Source organism: Sporosarcina sp. ACRSM (assembly GCF_022346545.1).
In the GTDB taxonomy this organism is placed as follows: domain Bacteria; phylum Bacillota; class Bacilli; order Bacillales_A; family Planococcaceae; genus Sporosarcina.
In genome coordinates this window covers 531,794-548,376 of sequence record NZ_JAKRNU010000001.1, presented here as the reverse complement: position 1 = coordinate 548,376, position 16,583 = coordinate 531,794, and the positions used below count along the sequence as shown (strand labels likewise).

Sequence of the window (16,583 nt, the reverse complement as noted above, 5' to 3'; positions counted from 1 at the left end):
CATAATACAGAGTTACTAATTTCGTAACGGAGTTTTGTTCAATTGTTCACAAACATTTTTTCCTCTCAGGTTATAATGAAAAAAGAAAGGAAAAATGGAGGTATGACCTGTATGGATGCATTACTACTTGCAAGGATTCAATTTGCTTCAACAACATTGTTCCACTTTATTTTTGTTCCCTTATCCATTGGGCTTGCGTTACTGATTGCGATTATGCAGACGATGTATGTCTTTAAAAAACAGGAAGTCTATTTAAAGATGACAAAGTTCTGGAGTATCTTCTTTCTCATCAATTTTGCAATCGGTGTTGTAACTGGAATTTTTCAGGAGTTTCAGTTTGGTATGAACTGGTCGACTTATTCCCGATTCGTCGGTGATATCTTCGGGGCTCCATTAGCGTTTGAGGCATTGCTTGCATTCTTTTTGGAATCCACATTTATTGGCTTATGGGTTTTCGGTCGGAATAAATTACCTGAAAAAGTTCACTTAGCTTGTATTTGGCTTGTTTCAATCGGAACGATGCTGTCTGCGTTCTGGATTATGGCTGCCAACTCGTTCATGCATAATCCTGTTGGTTATGTCTTACAAAACGGACGTGCAGAAATGAATGATTTCCTCGCTGTACTGACAAATGAGAAGCTATGGGTCGCTTTTCCACATACTGTTTTTGGAAGTTTTGCGACAGGAGCTTTTTTCATTATCGGTGTGAGCGCTTGGTACATTTACAGAAAGCGAGATGTTGATCTCTTTAAGCGTTCAATAAATATCGCACTGTTGGTCGGCTTCATCTCAGGATTTGGGCTTGCTTTCACAGGACACTCTCAGGCAACCTATTTAATGCATGCCCAGCCGATGAAAATGGCGGCTGCTGAAGGGTTATGGGAAGACAGTGGAGATCCGGCGGCGTGGACAGTCGTCACGAATATAGATGTAGAAAATAAAACGAGTACAAATCGTATCGATATTCCTTATTTATTAAGTTACTTAGCGTATGGAAAGTTTGAAGGTAAAGTTGAAGGCATGAACACATTGCAGGAGAAATACGTGTTGAAATTTGGAGATGGCAGCTATATTCCGCCTGTCAAAACTACTTTTTGGAGTTTCCGGATTATGGCTGGAACTGGCGGTTTACTGATCTTATTAAGCGCCATCGGGTTGTTTTTATCGTATAGGAAAAAGCTTGAGGAAAGTTCAGCATACTTAAAACTGATGGTCCCTGCTATATTTTTACCATTTATAGGAAACTCATTTGGTTGGATTATGTCTGAAATTGGACGGCAGCCATGGGTTGTCAATGGTTTAATGAAGACGGCGGATGCAGTTTCGCCAAACGTATCAGCAGGGAAGGTGTTATTTTCATTAATCACTTTCTCGACGATCTATTTTATCCTCGGTGCAATTATGGTGTTCTTGTTTGTAAGGGTCATTAAACAAGGGCCACATGAAAAAGTAAAAGAGGATGTTTCAACTTCGGATCCTTTTGAGACAGGAGAGATACCACATGCAGCTAAGTGAGCTTTGGTTTTTATTGATAGGCGTCCTCTTTGTTGGATTTATGTTTCTGCAGGGATTTGACTTTGGCGTAGGCATGAGCACAAGATTTCTCGCTAAAAATGATCTGGATAGGCGGATGCTCAATCAGACGATCGGTCCGACTTGGGCGGCGAATGAAGTATGGCTTGTGACAGCTTTAGGGGCTATGTTTGCAGCGTTCCCCCATTGGTATGCAACTTTGTTGAGCGGTTATTATATGTTGGTTAGTGTTCTATTACTTGCGTTAATCGCAAGAGGGGTTGCCTTTGAATTTAGGGAGAAAGTCGAATCTGAGCGATGGGTCAAAACATGGGATTGGTCGATTTTTCTCGGCAGCATTCTACCGCCATTTTTACTGGGCATGCTATTTACAGGACTAATTCATGGTTTACCGATTGATGCGGACATGAATATGTATGCGGGGTTCTTGGATATTGTGAATGTCTATACAGTGGTTGGTGGACTTACTTTTGTCGCATTATCCTATTTGCATGGCTTGACCTTTATTTCATTGAAGACAACTGGGGAACTACGCGAACGGGCTCGGAAAGAAGCACTGAAATGGTATGTGATGACCGGTATGATGACTCTTTTGTTTACGATATTGACAACTGTTCATACAGAAGTGTTTTCTACAAAAGGGTCGATTTTAATTCCGATGTACATTCTTGCCGGAATTTTGTATGGCGTTCTATTCCTTCAATTACGCAATAGGAAAGAAGGATTTAGTTTTACAATTACAGGGATTATTCTCATACTCATTACAGCTTCCTTTTTTATCGGATTGTTCCCGAATGTGATGATTAGTTCGTTAGGAGCTGCTCAAAATATATTGATTTATGATGCAGCATCGGGGAGTTATTCACTTCGTGTCATGACCATCGTGGCGGCAACAATGCTTCCAGTTGTTCTGGGTTATACATTTTGGACGTATTATGTTTTCCGTAAACGGGTGTCTAAAAAGGAGCATTTGGACTATTGATGGACAAACATTTATTTCACTACAAAGGTAGTAAATCTGTAATGGCGCTGATTGGCCTGTTAACGCTCGGTCAAGCGGTTGTAATTATCTTTCAAGCATTGTATTTATCAAAAGCGATTACTCGTATGTTTCAAGGGGCTGCTTTGTCGGCAGTCCTCCCCTCGTTTTTGATCTTTCTTGTGGCGCATATTTTGCGTCATTTTTTGCAGTGGGGGAAAGAGCGAGTCGCTTATCGATTTGCGGATCGCACTGCGCTTTCGTTGCAGCAAATGCTTGTACAAAAAGTATTTGACCTTGGACCGAGAAGTATCGGTAAGCATGGGTCGGGTAATCTCATCACCCTTGTATTAGAGGGGATTCCTCAATTTAAAACGTACTTGGAATTATTTATTCCTCGCTTTATGGCGATGGGGATTATACCGTTTGTGTTGGTCCTATACATTTTCACAGTAGATCGACTTTCGGGCATCATATTGGCGATCGTCTTGCCGATTCTGGTTGTCTTTTTGATCTTGCTCGGCTATGCAGCCCAAAAACAAATGGATGCCCAAATGGATACGTATAAACTATTATCGCGCCATTTTGTTGATTCGCTGCGCGGGCTTGTTACGTTGAAATATTTAGGACGCAGTAAATCACATCAAAAAGCGATTGAAGTTGTAAGCGATAAATACCGGATTGCCACGAACCGGACGTTACGCGTCGCTTTTTTATCTACTTTTGCATTGGATTTCTTCACCAGTATATCGATTGCGATTATTGCAGTTGAACTGGGGGTAAGGCTGATCGGCGGGCATATCGGTCTTGAAGTCGCCTTGGCAATCCTCATCTTAGCGCCGGAATATTTTTCGCCTATCCGCGAGCTTGGTAATGATTACCACGCAACGATGGATGGGAAAGAAGCGGGTCAACAAATTCGCGGCTTGCTAGTTGAAAAAACAGTCGATCAAAAGAGTCTGCCATCTGCTCCGACATGGACAGAAAATAGTCGGTTAATCTTCCGAGGAATAGGAAAAAAATCCGAGGAAGAGTGGGATATTTTACAAACGATCAATTTTACGGTCGCAGGCTATCAAAAGATCGGGATTGTCGGGACTTCAGGTGCAGGGAAATCCACATTGATTGATTTATTATCTGGGTTTACACAGCCGTCGACGGGAATGATTTCAATTGATGGCGTCGATTTCAATCACTTATCTGTACCGAACTGGCAAGACCAGTTGACGTATATTCCACAGCACCCTACGATTTTTTCGGGGACAATCGCTGAAAACATCCGTTTTTATGAACCGAATGCAACGCGTGAAGAGGTTGAGCGTGCAGCCAATATGGCCGGCCTGAATGAATTGATCCAAAGTTTCCCGAATGGTTATGATGAAAAAATTGGGCAAGCTGGTCGGATTTTGAGCGGCGGGGAAGAGCAACGGATTGCATTAGCACGGTCGTTATTGCAAAACCGCTCGATTCTTTTATTCGATGAGCCTACAGCCCATTTGGATATTGAAACGGAACATGAGATTAAAGAGACGATGTTGCCGATGCTGGAAAATAAATTAGTGTTTTTTGCTACCCACCGTTTGCACTGGATGAAAAATATGGATCTTATTTTTGTGGTGGAGGACGGTCAAATTGTTGAAATGGGTACGCATGAACAGCTCTTAAGGAAATCAGGTGCATATGGCAAGTTGATGCAGGCGCATAGGAAGGGGGTGAGAGGATGACGTTATTTCAGACGTATATCGCACCGTATCTTAAAAAATATAAGAAAGCTATGCTGGCGACCATCCTCTTAGGTGTACTAGCCGTCCTATCGGGTGCAATGTTGACATTCGTTTCAGGCTATCTGATCTCTAGAGCATCCGAAATGCCGGAGACCATTTTACTTTTATATATACCTATCGTGTTAGTTCGCACATTTGGATTATCTCGTGCCGTCAGTCATTACTTGGAGCGTATAGCCGGCCATAATGCGGTTTTGAAAATCTTATCGGAAATGCGTGTTAAATTATACGGCATGCTTGAACCGCAAGCCTTATTGATCCGCCAGCGCTTTCAAACCGGAGATTTACTCGGTACACTAGCAGATGACATTGAACATTTACAAGATGTCTATATTCGTACGATTTTTCCAACTGCCGTCGGTCTTTGTTTATTCGTTTACGCGATAACGATGCTAGCGCTCTTCGATTGGCTATTTGCGATTTGGATGGCATTTTGTCTAAGTATAATCGTTTTCGTTTATCCATTGTTTTCTTTATATACATTAAAGAAGCATCAGCGTGATGCGAAAAAGAAGCGTGGACAGCTGTATCGGACGTTAACAGATGCTGTATTCGGCATTAGCGATTGGATGATTAGCGGAAGAAAAGATCATTTCATTACAGGTTTCATGAAGGATAGCAGAACAAGTCATAGAATGGAAAATAAGCTAGCCTATTGGAATCAATCCCGAGGGTTTCAACTGCAAATCATCTCAGGTGTGATTTTAGTGATGGTTGGCATTTGGGCGGGGAATGCAGCACAACATGGGGAAATAATACCCGCATATATCGCCGCCTTTACGTTAGTAACATTGCCGATTTTAGAAGGACTCATTCCGCTTTCTCATGCAATTGAACGAATACCGGCTTATGGAGAATCGCTGCAACGAATCAAAACTATTCAGCAGTTTGTTCAGGATAAGGGAGAAAGTAAAGGAAATGTACAAGCGTTCAAAAAAGCTGATATTTCAATCGATAACATATCTTATCGCTATGAAGGCGAGCAAGCGGATGCGCTTCACAAACTATCCTTATCGATTCCATATGGTCAAAAACTAGCTTTGCTTGGAAAGAGTGGTGCTGGAAAATCGACCTTGATTCAATTATTGCAAGGAGCCATCCAGCCCACTTCCGGCGGAATCTTCATAAATGACCATTCGCCGATCGAATATGGCGATCAGATTTACGACCTGGTTGGCGTTTTAAATCAAAAACCATATTTATTCGCGACAACGGTTGAAAATAATATTCGTTTAGGCAATCAGCAAGCGACAATAGAAGAGATCGAAAACGTCATGAAACAAGTGAAATTGGATTACTATATGGATTCGCTTCCGAATGGCTTACAAACGCAGATGGAGGAAACCGGACAGCGGTTCTCGGGCGGGGAAAGACAACGGATTGCGTTGGCGAGAATTTTATTGAAAGACACACCCATTGTCATCTTGGACGAACCGACCATTGGCTTAGACCCGGTAGTGGAGTCTGAGTTGATCGAGACCATTTTGACAAGTTTGCAGGATAAAACGGTTATTTGGATTACGCATCATTTAATCGGCATCGAGCAAATGGAACAAATCTTGTTTTTAGATCAAGGACGAATTGCCATGCAAGGCACCCACGAGCAGTTAATGAATACGAATCAGCGTTATCAACAATTATATAGGCTGGATCGGGGTTTGGTTGATGAATAGATGAATAAAAGAGCGCGGACTAAAACGTATCGGTTTAGTCCGCGCTCCTTTTTTACAGATAAAAACAGTCCCATACCACTAGCCAACCTACATCAGGACCTAAATCCGAAAGTTCATTTTAATCATTCCTGCTTCTCGTGCGGTTGTGAAAAGGATGATGACAAATGGTCCGACGAACAGGCCGAGGAAGCCCATCAATTTCAAACCGATAAACATTGAAATTAACGTCGCAAGTGGGGACAGACCGATTTGCGAGCCCATCACTTTCGGTTCGATCGTGTTCCGGATGATGACAAGAATGACAGCTAAAATGATCAATTTCGTCCCTGTTCCGATATCACCGCTGACGAATTGATACAACGCCCAAGGGATCAGGATGATGATCCCGCCTAAAATGGGAAGCAGATCGATGATCCAAATGAGAAGGGACATGTAAATGGCATATTTGGGCGCGATGAAAAGCAGTCCGACAAACGTGACAGCTAGAATGATCAGACTCACAAATAGTTGCGCTTTCAGAAAACCGAAAATGACGGCATTCAATTTCGTAATCATAAATCTTGCTTTTTCCGCTGTGGAAGTGGTTAAGTGTCTAAAGAGCCTGATTTTCAGTTCGGGTAACTGCAGCATAAATAAAAAAAGAGCGATAATGTAAAAGGTCAAGCTGACAAGGAAATTTGGGATTTCAGTCATGATGGTCATCAACTTCTCGTAACTGAGTAAATTGAGGATGGACGTTTGAATGGACTCAAATCCATTTTTAAATTCTTTCTGAATGGCTTTGACGACTTCGTCGGGCATTCCGGATGTATATTGCAGCAATTTACTTTGCCCGTCAATCCAAACGCCGGACAGTGAGTTGAAATAGTCAGGCGCATCTTTTGAGAATTTTATAATCTTCCCGATTAACTGCGTGACGGTATAGTAAAGGATCGACGCAATAATGACCAGAACGAAAATGAAAACGGAAATGACGGATACTTTGCGGCTCCACTTAAATTTTCTTTCGGCCCATTTGACGAACGGATCGATAATGAATGCGGTAAGAAGCGCCAAAATGATTGGAATTGAAACTGGGATGATGAAGATGGCGACGAAGATTGCGATGAGAATACAGAAACTGATGATAAAATTACGTTTAGTAAGCCATTTCGCCAACAAACATTCCTCCAAAAGATTACTCCTCCAATTATAACCAAAAAGTAGGAGAATGATGAGGAAGGATAGGCGGAATTACAAAAAAGCCGAAGAATCTGAGGTTCCCCGGCCGTACGATAAAGATTATTTTTTAAAGTTATAAGGAATGAGTGCTGTATTAACTGCTTTTAATGTCGCTACACAGTCTTTGACAAGGCTTTCAGGAAAATGTTCGTCTTCGCCATATTCAACGCCATGTGGATAGTAGTGCTTGCCGAGTACAGGTTTTTTAAGATTGATGATCGCGTCACGTGTATCCACATCTCCGTCTGTCGTATACCCGAACACCCGTAAATAGTATGTACCTTCTTTAATTACATATTTCTTATCATATGTTACGCGTTCATAGTCCCATTGACCTGCACGGATCAGGTCGTTTTTGTGCATGAGTTCATCAAGTACGGATAAGTCGGCAACAATATTTTCAATGCCTGTATCTTCAATATACATAGTTCAAGTCCTCCTTATATATCGTTCACCCAATTGCCTATACTTATTTATAATAGAACAAATCTCCAGTAGTTGCAATGGCAACATTGTGTCAATGAATAGGAGTGGAAAGCATGGTGCATGAGAATCCCGACCTTCACGATCTAGAGGAAGTGCCTTCTATGTGAAAACATTTTTTGGATGAAAATAAAAAGGAGTGGATTTGAAATGAAAATTTAACATTTTAAATGGTTAGTTGAAGTATAATGAAAGTGAACAATTCTTTAAGGTAAGATTATACATAGTACATAAACAAATTATTATATGAAGGCAGGGCGGATGATGAAAGTTATTTGGAGAATTATACCGCTTCTGATAATTGTCCTGATTCTATTCTATTTAATGGATGACCGTGTGAAAGAAAATGAGCCGTTGGAATCTCCTGTGAAACAGGGTTCTGCCATCCAAGTACCTGAAAATGGGGGAGAAACGACTCATCCACAAAGGGAACGGCCAACTTCAGGATTGTCTATTTTCGTTGGAGAGAGCTCGAAACAGTTATTGGAACAGAAAGGGGACCCGGATCGGGTTGAACCTTCGGAGTATGGATATGAATGGTGGATTTATCAAACGGAATCTCAAATGATGGTCGGCGTAAAAGATGGAAAAGTAAATCAGATCTATACCGCGAGTGACACTTCCGATGTAGCCCCTTTTGAAATAGGTCAAGACGTGGAAGAAATTTATCGGACTACGATCATTGAATCTGAAATTTCGATTGAAAATGGGGGAAATGTCTATACATTCTCGTTGAATAGTGAGGATGTCAAAAGCCGGCCTCTGATTGAATATGAAAATGTATACGCTCAGCTCTATACCGATGTAGAAGATGGAAAGCTGGAGGCTATTCGTTTTATCGATCCAATTACGCTCGTTCTGCATCAGCCGTATGATATGTCTTATATGGGTGAAATTGTGGAACCCACTCGATCGGCATCAAATATGCAAGTGGAAGTAGATCGAGCGATGGAACGGCAAATTTTTGATCTCACGAATATTTATCGGGAAAAGCACGGAGTCCCTACCGTGCAAGGGGATTACAAGTTAAGCGAAGTGGCACGCAAACATAGTGAAGACATGGCGCTTGAAAATCACGAAACCGACGAGCCATCCGTTCTTGCGAGCTTAGCTGAAAGGCTGAAAGAGGTCGGAATCGATCATCGTAAAGCAGGGGAAAATATAGCATCCAATTATGTGGATGCCATTGAAGCCGTCCATGGGTGGCTGAACTCTTCTGCACATAGAAGTGTTTTACTGGATAAGGATTTCACCCATTTAGGGACAGGAGCTTTTGGCAAATATTACACGCAAGATTTTATACGGATGCATACGGACGAAAAAAAACGACAATGAAGAACATTGCCGCTCTAGAGTGTTGACAAAGCTTTTCACTTTGTCAACACTCTTTTTTGAGAGATATGCTATAACTCAGGAAATCCTTCAAGGTTTTATCCAAGTCCCTGTTTCAGTGCTGGCGACACCTCTTATATAAAGGGGTGTCGCTGTTTTTATGGCATGAAGTGCAGCGCGCTTTTGAATGATTGGCCGTTCGCAATCCAGAAGAGGAAGAAAGTCTTCCAGTTTAAGGAAATCTAGTTTCTGTGGATCGGCTACCTTCCGTGGGTCGTCCGACATGACACCTGGTACATCTTTGAAAAATTCAACATGTGAAGCCTTGAGGGCTCCCGCAAGTGCAACAGCAGTTAAATCGCTCCCCCCTCTTCCAAGGGTCAAAACTTGCCCATCTGCATTGATCCCCTGAAAGCCAGGAATGATGATGCAATTAGTTTGTTCCAGCTTTTTTAGAATGGAAGAAGGGTCGATATGGCTAATGGTGCCGTCACCAAATTCCCCGGCTGTTTTTATTCCGGACTGGACACCGTGCAGAACGGCGTTTGGAACACCTTCCTCGGCTAGTTCAGCTGACAGGACAGCAGCTGCAATCAGTTCACCGCAAGACGCAGCAAGATCGCTTGCCGCTGTGGAAGATGAAAAAGCATCTGTGATTTGTAGAAGCGTATCCGTAGCATAAGGATCTCCGAAACGTCCGATAGCAGAGACGACAATCACCACGGTTCCAAACTCATCCAGTCCATCCTTTATATGACTGATGCACTTACTTCTTATTTCTTTGTCCTGCATCGCAATTCCACCGAATTTTTGGATGATCATATTGATTCCCAACTTTCTTCGTGACGTTCATTGGAATTTCGTCATACGATAAAGTATGTTCGCTCTCAATATATTCGATTTCACAGAAAATGTTCGGGAAGGGGAGAGTGGTGCTGAATTTAACGGAGCTTATAAAAGACTGGCCATGTACGGTCAGTGGTGGGGAATTTCGAGTAGCAGTCACGGGTATTACGGAAAACTCGACACGGGTAAAAAAAGGTTTTATCTTTGTTGCGAGGAAAGGGTCTCGGAATGATGGTGCTTTATATATTGATGAAGCACTTGAACGAGGAGCTGTAGCGATCGTTATCGAAAGCTTATATAGTAAAGAAATGCCTGCTGAGATCCCTGTCATCACTGTTCCGGATTGCCGGCGCTTTATCGCTCATGCAAGTGCGCGGCTTGCAGGGAATCCGGCGAGCCGATTGCAAGTAATTGCAGTGACCGGCACAAACGGAAAAACGACTGTCACACATTTTATCGGGCAATTGCTTAGCCATCTTGGAGAGCGCACAGCCGTCATTGGTACGACGGGATTGTTTATCGATGGTGTAAGAACAGATGTTGAACTCCCGCAGATGACCACACTACCTGCCGAATATCTTCACCCTTTATTGAAAGCATGTGAACAACAAGCCGTTACACATGTGATCCTAGAAGCTTCGTCGCTCGGTCTCTCTTCTCACCGATTGGATGCGTGTGAAATAGATGTTGGTGTCTTACTGAATATCGGCACTGACCATTATGAAGAACACGGCGGAAAATCTTGTTACATCCAAGCAAAAAAGAAACTTTTCCAGATGGTGGACACGATGGTGATCAACTCGGATGATCTGGAATGTATGGAAATGGCGAAAGATTGTCCCGCGCCGATTGTCTACTTCGGTACAGATTTATCCGCAGATGTCCAGTTATCCATCCTGGATTCGCAACTAATGATACCGGGTCACTATAATCGTATGAATGCATTGGCTGCCGTCAGTGTGCTTTTGGTCATGGGTTATCGTTTGGAAGAAGTTTTGCCTTATTGTGCATTGCTCCGACTCCCAGAAGGAAGGTTGCAACGCGTAGAGCGTGATGGTGTAACGGTATACATTGACTATGCACATACCCCGGACGCACTCCATGCCGTGCTCCATACATTATCTCATTTATGTTATGGTCGGCTGATTACGGTTTTCGGCTGTGGCGGAGAACGCGATAAAGGGAAGCGGGCGGAGATGGGTGAGCTTGCCGTCCTGTATTCGTCCAGTGTCATCGTCACATCGGATAATCCGCGAAATGAAGATCCAGCAGCGATCATCCAGGATATTATGGAAGGGTTTGGAGGGGATTGTTCGGCGATTGAGGCAGTGCTTGACCGTAAATATGCTATTCGTAAAGCGATATTCAGTGCTGCGCCGGGAGATATTGTGCTGATTGCAGGGAAAGGGCATGAAAAAACACAGCATACTTCAGAAGGGCTGTTGCCGTTTTCAGATTATGATGAAGCGGCTCAAGCATTACTTGAAAAAACAACTTCTCCCCAATCATAAAGTGAAACTTTAATCATTGGGGGTTTTCCCCATCCCCCAATGATTGAGGGGAATACAAGCTAAAAGCGTCACGTCCTGTGACAACGCTTGTGTGACCAACATCGTGTTGGCCCGAACTAATCGGGCTTTTATCTTCCTTTAACGGATGTCCAAACTATCCGCTGAAGGAAGGCAACTTAAGTTCGCGGCGTCCTGTAAGTGCCTTAATTTCTGCAAAGAGCGCAGAAATACGGCAAATCGAACCCTTCGCTGTTCGATTGGCAGTTGATCTCCCACCTATCCTTATCGTTTTACTTAAGTCTTGAGGTGGGAGTCTTACTGCCCGTTAAAGCGGAATAAAAATAATCATCAATAGATGCATATTTGCAATCACATCTGGTATCATTGTAGGAGATGGGAGGGGATCAACCCATGATGATGAGCGAAGAATGGATGACCATCATCGAGAGTGCTGAGGAACTTACTCAAATGCTTCTTTCATCAGAAACCGTAAATGACTATCAGAAAGCGCATGATGCCGTCTATTCGGACGCCGATCTAGTGAAAACGATTCAGGAGTTTACGGAAATGAAAGAACGCTATGAAGAAGTACAACGGTTCGGAAGATATCATCCGGATTATCATATAGTGATGAAAAGCATCCGTGTGCAAAAACGCGAACTCGATCTTAATGAGCGTATTGCGGAGCTGAGGTTGGCGGAGAATGATGTGCAGTATATATTGGATGAAATCGGATCCATCCTTGCGAAATCCGTTTCGGATGCTGTAAAAGTTCCCGCCGGCAGTGCATTTTTCACCGATTCTTCTTGTGGAAGCGGTTGTGGAACAGGCGGATCCTGTTCTTGCTCTGCATAGGATGTGAAGAAAAACAGGTTGCGAATCTGTCGGATAGTCGACGGATGGCAACCTGTTTTTTATTCGGCATGTTCCTGAATGATCTCCATAAGGCTAGTCGGGTGATCGGTTATGAATCCGGAAGCTCCAGCATTCAATCGTTTGACGCAGGACTCCTTCTCTTCGATCCCTTCGAAATAAACGGGGATATTCAATTGGTCCAAAAATTGGATGAACCCTTCCAATCCGAGCGGAAATACACCGAGTTTGGCGGGAATTCGGTAAAAGTCGGCTTTTGGATTGTAAAGATGTCCAAATTTGCTCGTATAGGAAGCGTAGGCTTTCTTCACTTCTGAATCGCCGGCTCCGATGGCTACCCGGTTCTGTGCGTATAAATTGAATCGGTCAATTTGCTCATCGTAGATGCTTGTGACAGCGACACAGTCTTCCACGCCAAGTTCTTCAAGTAATCTCCAAAGCTTAGAAGGCATCAAACTCCCTTCATAAGTGTCTGGGGAATCTTTCAAGTTGATGACAATCAACAGATGGGGATACAATTCTAACAGTTCACGTAGGGAGAGGATGGTTTCGCCTTTCCCTCGATAAGGATGATGACCCGATGCGTCTGTAAAATGGTAGCCTGCATCGGCTTTTTTTAAGTCGTCAAATGTGTAATCGGAAATTCTTCCGGATAAGTCTGTTGTACGTTCAAGGTATTCATCGTGAAAAACGACAATTTCTTCATCTTTCGTTAAACGGATATCGATCGCAAAACCATGAATGCCAAGTGCAGCAGATTTGGAAAACGCCACTGATGTATGTTCAGGTGCTTCTGAAAGTCCCCCACGATGAGCGAGGACGACCGGTTTTTTGAAGTCAAGCGCTATTTTCCCTTCACGGGGGATCGGTTTGGCAACGGCTTTGGAAGCCGCCCACGCAGCAACGCCGGCTGCACCGACAGTGAGGGCCACCTTTGTTTTTCTTCCCATTCAGGATCCTCCTCAACAATTACAGATGTTTTTATTATAGAACAAAAGATTGGCGCTGTCAGTAAAGTTCTGGACTCCGGCGCCCTACGCTTTTCTTATTGTCCAGCTCCGGGCGCCAGATGCTCGGAGGCTCACAGGATGTGAGTTACGCAGTTGTTGCCGCAGGACGCGGCGAACTTAGACTGTGTTCCTTGATAGTCAAGTCAACTCTGTGGCAAAGAGCGCCACGCCGTTGACTCGCCTTATGCCTGAGGCTTGCACGATGCAAGTTATGCAGTCGTTGCGACAGGACGTCGCGCACTTAGACTGCGTTCCTCTAATAAGCAGGCGCCCTACGCTTTTCTTATTGTCCAGCTCCGGCTCCCAGACGCTCGGGTCATAAGCCGTTTTGGCTGTGCGGCAAAGAGCGCCGCTTCGCCAAATCGTCTTATGCCTGTCACGTCTAAGCGGTCGTCTGCGCTTTTCTTTGGTTGCAGGGTATTTCAAACTTATGGTATTGTATGGGGTAGGAAAAGAGGGGGAATCTATGGTCGATCGTCAAGGTATTATTGTATATCTCCATCATTTAAAGCAGGCGAAATCGTTCCGGAAATATGGTCATGTACATTATATATCACGCAAAATGAAATACGTTATCCTTTATTGTGACATGGAGGATGTCGACACGGTCATGGGTAAATTAGCTCGTCTTTCATCTGTGAAAAAAGTGTTGCCTTCTTACCGTCCATTTCTCAAAACGGAATATGAAAATGCTAAACCGGATAAAGCGAAAGAGTATGACTATAAAACCGGCTTATGAATTGACTCAATAAGCCGGTCAGCCTGTCGGCAAGTATTTTCAATCAGGCTGAGGGAATGGTCGCGGACGAATGAATCCGCCAAAAATGATGATAGGAGAAAGCCTCATCTCAATGGTGGAAGTAAATGATTGAGTCGCAGGATCCCGATTGCATACTGATAGAATAATTCGCGTTCCTTGAATTCTGAAGAGTGTTTCAACTCGATTGTGACAGGGGTGCTATTTGCCGATGCAGCCGCTTCTTCAAAAAGAATCCTTCTTTTCGATTTCACTTCATCTTGCTGGATAATCCCTTCCCTGCAAATGTAAATCGGCATGAAGTGGTTCGTACCTGCAGGGTTAAAGGTTGCTGCAAGTGAAAGGGCATGCCCTGACGGTGTGGAGGACGAAAGGATGAATGTGCCGTGCAGTCGATCACGGTTCGTTCTGATCAGTTCGCATAATTCGTAAACGTCTCCATATCCCTCGCCGAGCTCGATGAATCGTTGATGTAAAATCATAGAGAACACTACCTTTCTGATGTACGATACATAGCATAACATGAACACACTATTTCGGACATCCGATTCAAGTCGGATGCCCATGCATAGAACATTAACACAACGAGGTGTACACTTTGAAATACTTATTAAGGGCAGTTGCTGTCCTTCTGGTGGTCAATACAATTTTGATATACATGCATTATAAACAAGCGGGAGAAGCATTTGCCAAAGGAGATGCGCCTTTGACATATGCGCAGGAAATCGAAGTGGTGAACCGTCCCGATGCTTTGTATATCCGTCATCATTTCCGTAATCTTTCGGAAGATCGACAGGAAATTGTTTGGCCTGCAACAAGTGTAAACCGCTCCTGTTACTTGGAAGAAGCAACATCCTGTGAACGTTTGGATGACAATGTCACCGCTTTTTTGGAGGGGGTGAATGACAGTCAATCCGTTTCATATGAAATACCAAAAGAGGGATCGATGCAAAAAAACGCGCTCTTCCATGAACCTTTCGCTGCTTTGCACGGGATGAAGGCTGCCTTCACAACGATGCATATAACCGATGAACCCGCGATTGGCGGGATTTGGATAAATGGTTTGGAACGTGTCGGCGAGAAAAAAATGGATTCTATCGATTATCTATTGTACCGAGGTGCAGGAGAGGTCTCGGATCTGTATTGGCAACAACGGGAGTTGCCACTTGTCCACCAAGGGAAGGCGCTTTCTGTTTTCGGTGCAGGGGTAGAGGCTGATCGCTTCGGAGAGGTCGATGAGGCATTACACCTGGTAGGAGCCGACCACTCGACGATTGTCATTGATAACGAAAATCCTGCGATTGACACAGCGAGGTTCATGATTACAAGCCTTGCTAAAGTGGATCAAGTAGCCGATCGAATTTTCACAAATCATATGCATAGTCGTTTTTCCGTATCCGGCAATGCGGCAATTGTGGAAGTGCTTGCTTCGATCATGAGCGGAAAACCAGTGGGAGCGGATAATACACGCCATATGGTTCAGACATTTTTTGACACGCTCTCAGAGGAAGAGTCCAAGCAGTTTCGGAAACTGTTGGAAGCGCGCGAAGGACAAGCGATCGATGCGGCTGTTCTGGATGAGTTGGTCCTAGAGGTGACCGGGTTCAAAACGAGGTATTTCTCAAGGAACATGCAAGATGATTCCGTTCGGTATCCGTTCCTGTTCGAAGATCCGCGTGAGGTAGCATTGGAGGGAGAAGTGCTTCCAGATGTGCAGATCATCCTGAAAGACGGAAGGGCTTACTATCCGGCAAAGCAACTTTTAAGTGGTGTCGGTTATGATGTCTCGTCCAATGAAAGATCCATTTATATTGAAAATGCGCTCAGACAGTTCAGGTTTCCGAAAAAAGAGTTGTTTTATGTTTACAATGATCGGAAATTTAATGTTGTCACGATGCCATTTGAAATAATTGATGAGGAATTTTATTTTGAAGAAAACTGGTTTAAACGCTTATTTCTATTAAGCATTGATAAAAGCGGAGAGACCATTGAAATTGTTCCTATAACAAGGTTACTAGAGGAGGCGGATAGATGAGGATTATCGCTGGTTCAAGAAAAGGCATTCCACTGAAATCATTGCCGGGGACTGGTACGCGCCCCACGTCCGATAAAGTGAAAGAATCTATCTTTAATATGATCGGACCCTATTTCAATGGAGGTGTTTCTGTAGAACTATTTGGAGGAAGCGGATCACTTTCACTAGAAGCACTATCCCGGGGAGTGGACGAGGCTTATCTATTTGAAAAGAATGCGAAGGCTTGTGCGATCATCGAGGCGAACGCGGAAAAATGCAGGTTTACTGAAGCCTTGCATATTCAGCGGGCGGATGCGAGAAAGGCAGTTCAAATCTTGCAGGCAAAAGGAGTGGAGGCGAAGCTGTTGTTCCTCGATCCACCTTATGCAAAAGCGGAATATTACAACCTTGCGCTCGAGTTTGTGGAGGCGGGGCTGCTGATGGATGTTGCAGCTATTGTATGTGAACATGACAAACAGCTGGAGTTACCGGAAGCATATGGTACATATCGTAAAGTGAAAAATGTGGTATATGGGAATATCGCAGTATCTATTTATGAGAAATGAG

Annotated in this window: 15 protein-coding genes; 10 read left to right on the top strand and 5 right to left on the bottom strand. The window is 43.6% G+C overall.

Features of this window, described 5'->3' with window-relative positions; genetic code table 11:
- Positions 1-111 precede the first annotated feature (111 nt).
- The 4 genes from MHZ95_RS02660 to cydC are packed head-to-tail and all read left to right on the top strand — an operon-like array spanning position 112 to position 5,969.
- Positions 112-1,515, top strand: a complete 1,404-nt coding sequence (locus tag MHZ95_RS02660) for a cytochrome ubiquinol oxidase subunit I (RefSeq protein ID WP_239388947.1) — start codon at positions 112-114, stop codon at positions 1,513-1,515.
- Positions 1,502-2,515 carry a cytochrome d ubiquinol oxidase subunit II gene (gene cydB / locus MHZ95_RS02655; RefSeq protein WP_239388946.1) on the top strand — a complete coding sequence of 338 codons (1,014 nt, stop codon included), beginning with the start codon at positions 1,502-1,504 and terminating at the stop codon, positions 2,513-2,515. The genes MHZ95_RS02660 and cydB overlap by 14 nt, the downstream gene beginning before the upstream one ends.
- Positions 2,515-4,236, top strand: a complete 1,722-nt coding sequence (cydD, locus tag MHZ95_RS02650; RefSeq protein WP_239389187.1) for a thiol reductant ABC exporter subunit CydD — start codon at positions 2,515-2,517, stop codon at positions 4,234-4,236. Before cydB ends, cydD begins: the two co-directional genes overlap by 1 nt.
- Positions 4,233-5,969, top strand: coding sequence for a thiol reductant ABC exporter subunit CydC (gene cydC / locus MHZ95_RS02645; RefSeq protein ID WP_239388945.1), 1,737 nt, complete (start codon positions 4,233-4,235; stop codon positions 5,967-5,969). Before cydD ends, cydC begins: the two co-directional genes overlap by 4 nt.
- Before the next feature lie 99 nt (positions 5,970-6,068).
- Here cydC and ytvI read toward each other — a convergent pair whose 3' ends face one another.
- Positions 6,069-7,127 carry a sporulation integral membrane protein YtvI gene (gene ytvI / locus MHZ95_RS02640; protein ID WP_239388944.1) on the bottom strand — a complete coding sequence of 353 codons (1,059 nt, stop codon included), beginning with the start codon at positions 7,125-7,127 and terminating at the stop codon, positions 6,069-6,071.
- Between the two features lie 123 nt (positions 7,128-7,250).
- Positions 7,251-7,616 (bottom strand): YugN family protein, encoded by a 366-nt coding sequence (locus MHZ95_RS02635; protein ID WP_239388943.1) that lies wholly within the window; start codon positions 7,614-7,616, stop codon positions 7,251-7,253.
- Positions 7,617-7,934: 318 nt separating this feature from the next.
- On the opposite strand from MHZ95_RS02635, the gene MHZ95_RS02630 reads away from it, so the two are divergent.
- Positions 7,935-9,008 carry a CAP domain-containing protein gene (locus MHZ95_RS02630; RefSeq protein WP_239388942.1) on the top strand — a complete coding sequence of 358 codons (1,074 nt, stop codon included), beginning with the start codon at positions 7,935-7,937 and terminating at the stop codon, positions 9,006-9,008.
- Positions 9,009-9,095: 87 nt separating this feature from the next.
- Here MHZ95_RS02630 and MHZ95_RS02625 read toward each other — a convergent pair whose 3' ends face one another.
- Positions 9,096-9,827, bottom strand: a complete 732-nt coding sequence (locus MHZ95_RS02625) for an amino acid kinase family protein (RefSeq protein ID WP_239388941.1) — start codon at positions 9,825-9,827, stop codon at positions 9,096-9,098.
- A gap of 110 nt (positions 9,828-9,937) precedes the next feature.
- Between MHZ95_RS02625 and MHZ95_RS02620 the strand changes: the two genes are divergently transcribed.
- Positions 9,938-11,362, top strand: a complete 1,425-nt coding sequence (locus tag MHZ95_RS02620) for a UDP-N-acetylmuramoyl-L-alanyl-D-glutamate--2,6-diaminopimelate ligase (RefSeq protein WP_239388940.1) — start codon at positions 9,938-9,940, stop codon at positions 11,360-11,362.
- A gap of 411 nt (positions 11,363-11,773) precedes the next feature.
- Positions 11,774-12,217: a YlbF/YmcA family competence regulator gene (locus tag MHZ95_RS02615; protein WP_239388939.1), complete on the top strand. Its 444-nt coding sequence runs from the start codon at positions 11,774-11,776 to the stop codon at positions 12,215-12,217.
- Between the two features lie 59 nt (positions 12,218-12,276).
- Here the strand turns inward: MHZ95_RS02615 and MHZ95_RS02610 are convergent, their stop codons facing one another.
- Entirely contained in the window at positions 12,277-13,185 is a 909-nt protein-coding gene (locus MHZ95_RS02610) for a glycerophosphodiester phosphodiesterase family protein (RefSeq protein WP_239388938.1), read from the bottom strand.
- Between the two features lie 526 nt (positions 13,186-13,711).
- On the opposite strand from MHZ95_RS02610, the gene MHZ95_RS02605 reads away from it, so the two are divergent.
- Positions 13,712-13,984, top strand: a complete 273-nt coding sequence (locus MHZ95_RS02605; RefSeq protein WP_239388937.1) for a YlbG family protein — start codon at positions 13,712-13,714, stop codon at positions 13,982-13,984.
- A gap of 104 nt (positions 13,985-14,088) precedes the next feature.
- Here the strand turns inward: MHZ95_RS02605 and MHZ95_RS02600 are convergent, their stop codons facing one another.
- Positions 14,089-14,484 (bottom strand): DUF7147 family protein, encoded by a 396-nt coding sequence (locus MHZ95_RS02600; RefSeq protein ID WP_239388936.1) that lies wholly within the window; start codon positions 14,482-14,484, stop codon positions 14,089-14,091.
- A 116-nt stretch (positions 14,485-14,600) separates the two neighbouring features.
- Here MHZ95_RS02600 and MHZ95_RS02595 point away from each other — a divergent pair, with 116 nt between their 5' ends.
- A complete protein-coding gene (locus MHZ95_RS02595) occupies positions 14,601-16,037 on the top strand; it encodes a hypothetical protein (RefSeq protein WP_239388935.1) in 1,437 nt (478 codons plus the stop codon).
- Positions 16,034-16,582, top strand: coding sequence for a 16S rRNA (guanine(966)-N(2))-methyltransferase RsmD (rsmD, locus tag MHZ95_RS02590; RefSeq protein WP_239388934.1), 549 nt, complete (start codon positions 16,034-16,036; stop codon positions 16,580-16,582). The genes MHZ95_RS02595 and rsmD overlap by 4 nt, the downstream gene beginning before the upstream one ends.
- The last annotated feature ends 1 nt before the right edge of the window (position 16,583 follow it).

What these genes read in the sequence shown, in the direction of transcription:
- MHZ95_RS02660 (WP_239388947.1), top strand. Translation starts at nt 112, where the DNA reads ATGGATGCATTACTACTTGCAAGGATTCAATTTGCTTCAACAACATTG.
- cydB (WP_239388946.1), top strand. Translation starts at nt 1,502, where the DNA reads ATGCAGCTAAGTGAGCTTTGGTTTTTATTGATAGGCGTCCTCTTTGTT.
- cydD (WP_239389187.1), top strand. Translation starts at nt 2,515, where the DNA reads ATGGACAAACATTTATTTCACTACAAAGGTAGTAAATCTGTAATGGCG.
- cydC (WP_239388945.1), top strand. Translation starts at nt 4,233, where the DNA reads ATGACGTTATTTCAGACGTATATCGCACCGTATCTTAAAAAATATAAG.
- MHZ95_RS02635 (WP_239388943.1), bottom strand. Translation starts at nt 7,616, where the DNA reads ATGTATATTGAAGATACAGGCATTGAAAATATTGTTGCCGACTTATCC.
- MHZ95_RS02630 (WP_239388942.1), top strand. Translation starts at nt 7,935, where the DNA reads ATGATGAAAGTTATTTGGAGAATTATACCGCTTCTGATAATTGTCCTG.
- MHZ95_RS02625 (WP_239388941.1), bottom strand. Translation starts at nt 9,827, where the DNA reads ATGATCATCCAAAAATTCGGTGGAATTGCGATGCAGGACAAAGAAATA.
- MHZ95_RS02615 (WP_239388939.1), top strand. Translation starts at nt 11,774, where the DNA reads ATGATGATGAGCGAAGAATGGATGACCATCATCGAGAGTGCTGAGGAA.
- MHZ95_RS02610 (WP_239388938.1), bottom strand. Translation starts at nt 13,185, where the DNA reads ATGGGAAGAAAAACAAAGGTGGCCCTCACTGTCGGTGCAGCCGGCGTT.
- MHZ95_RS02605 (WP_239388937.1), top strand. Translation starts at nt 13,712, where the DNA reads ATGGTCGATCGTCAAGGTATTATTGTATATCTCCATCATTTAAAGCAG.
- MHZ95_RS02600 (WP_239388936.1), bottom strand. Translation starts at nt 14,484, where the DNA reads ATGATTTTACATCAACGATTCATCGAGCTCGGCGAGGGATATGGAGAC.
- rsmD (WP_239388934.1), top strand. Translation starts at nt 16,034, where the DNA reads ATGAGGATTATCGCTGGTTCAAGAAAAGGCATTCCACTGAAATCATTG.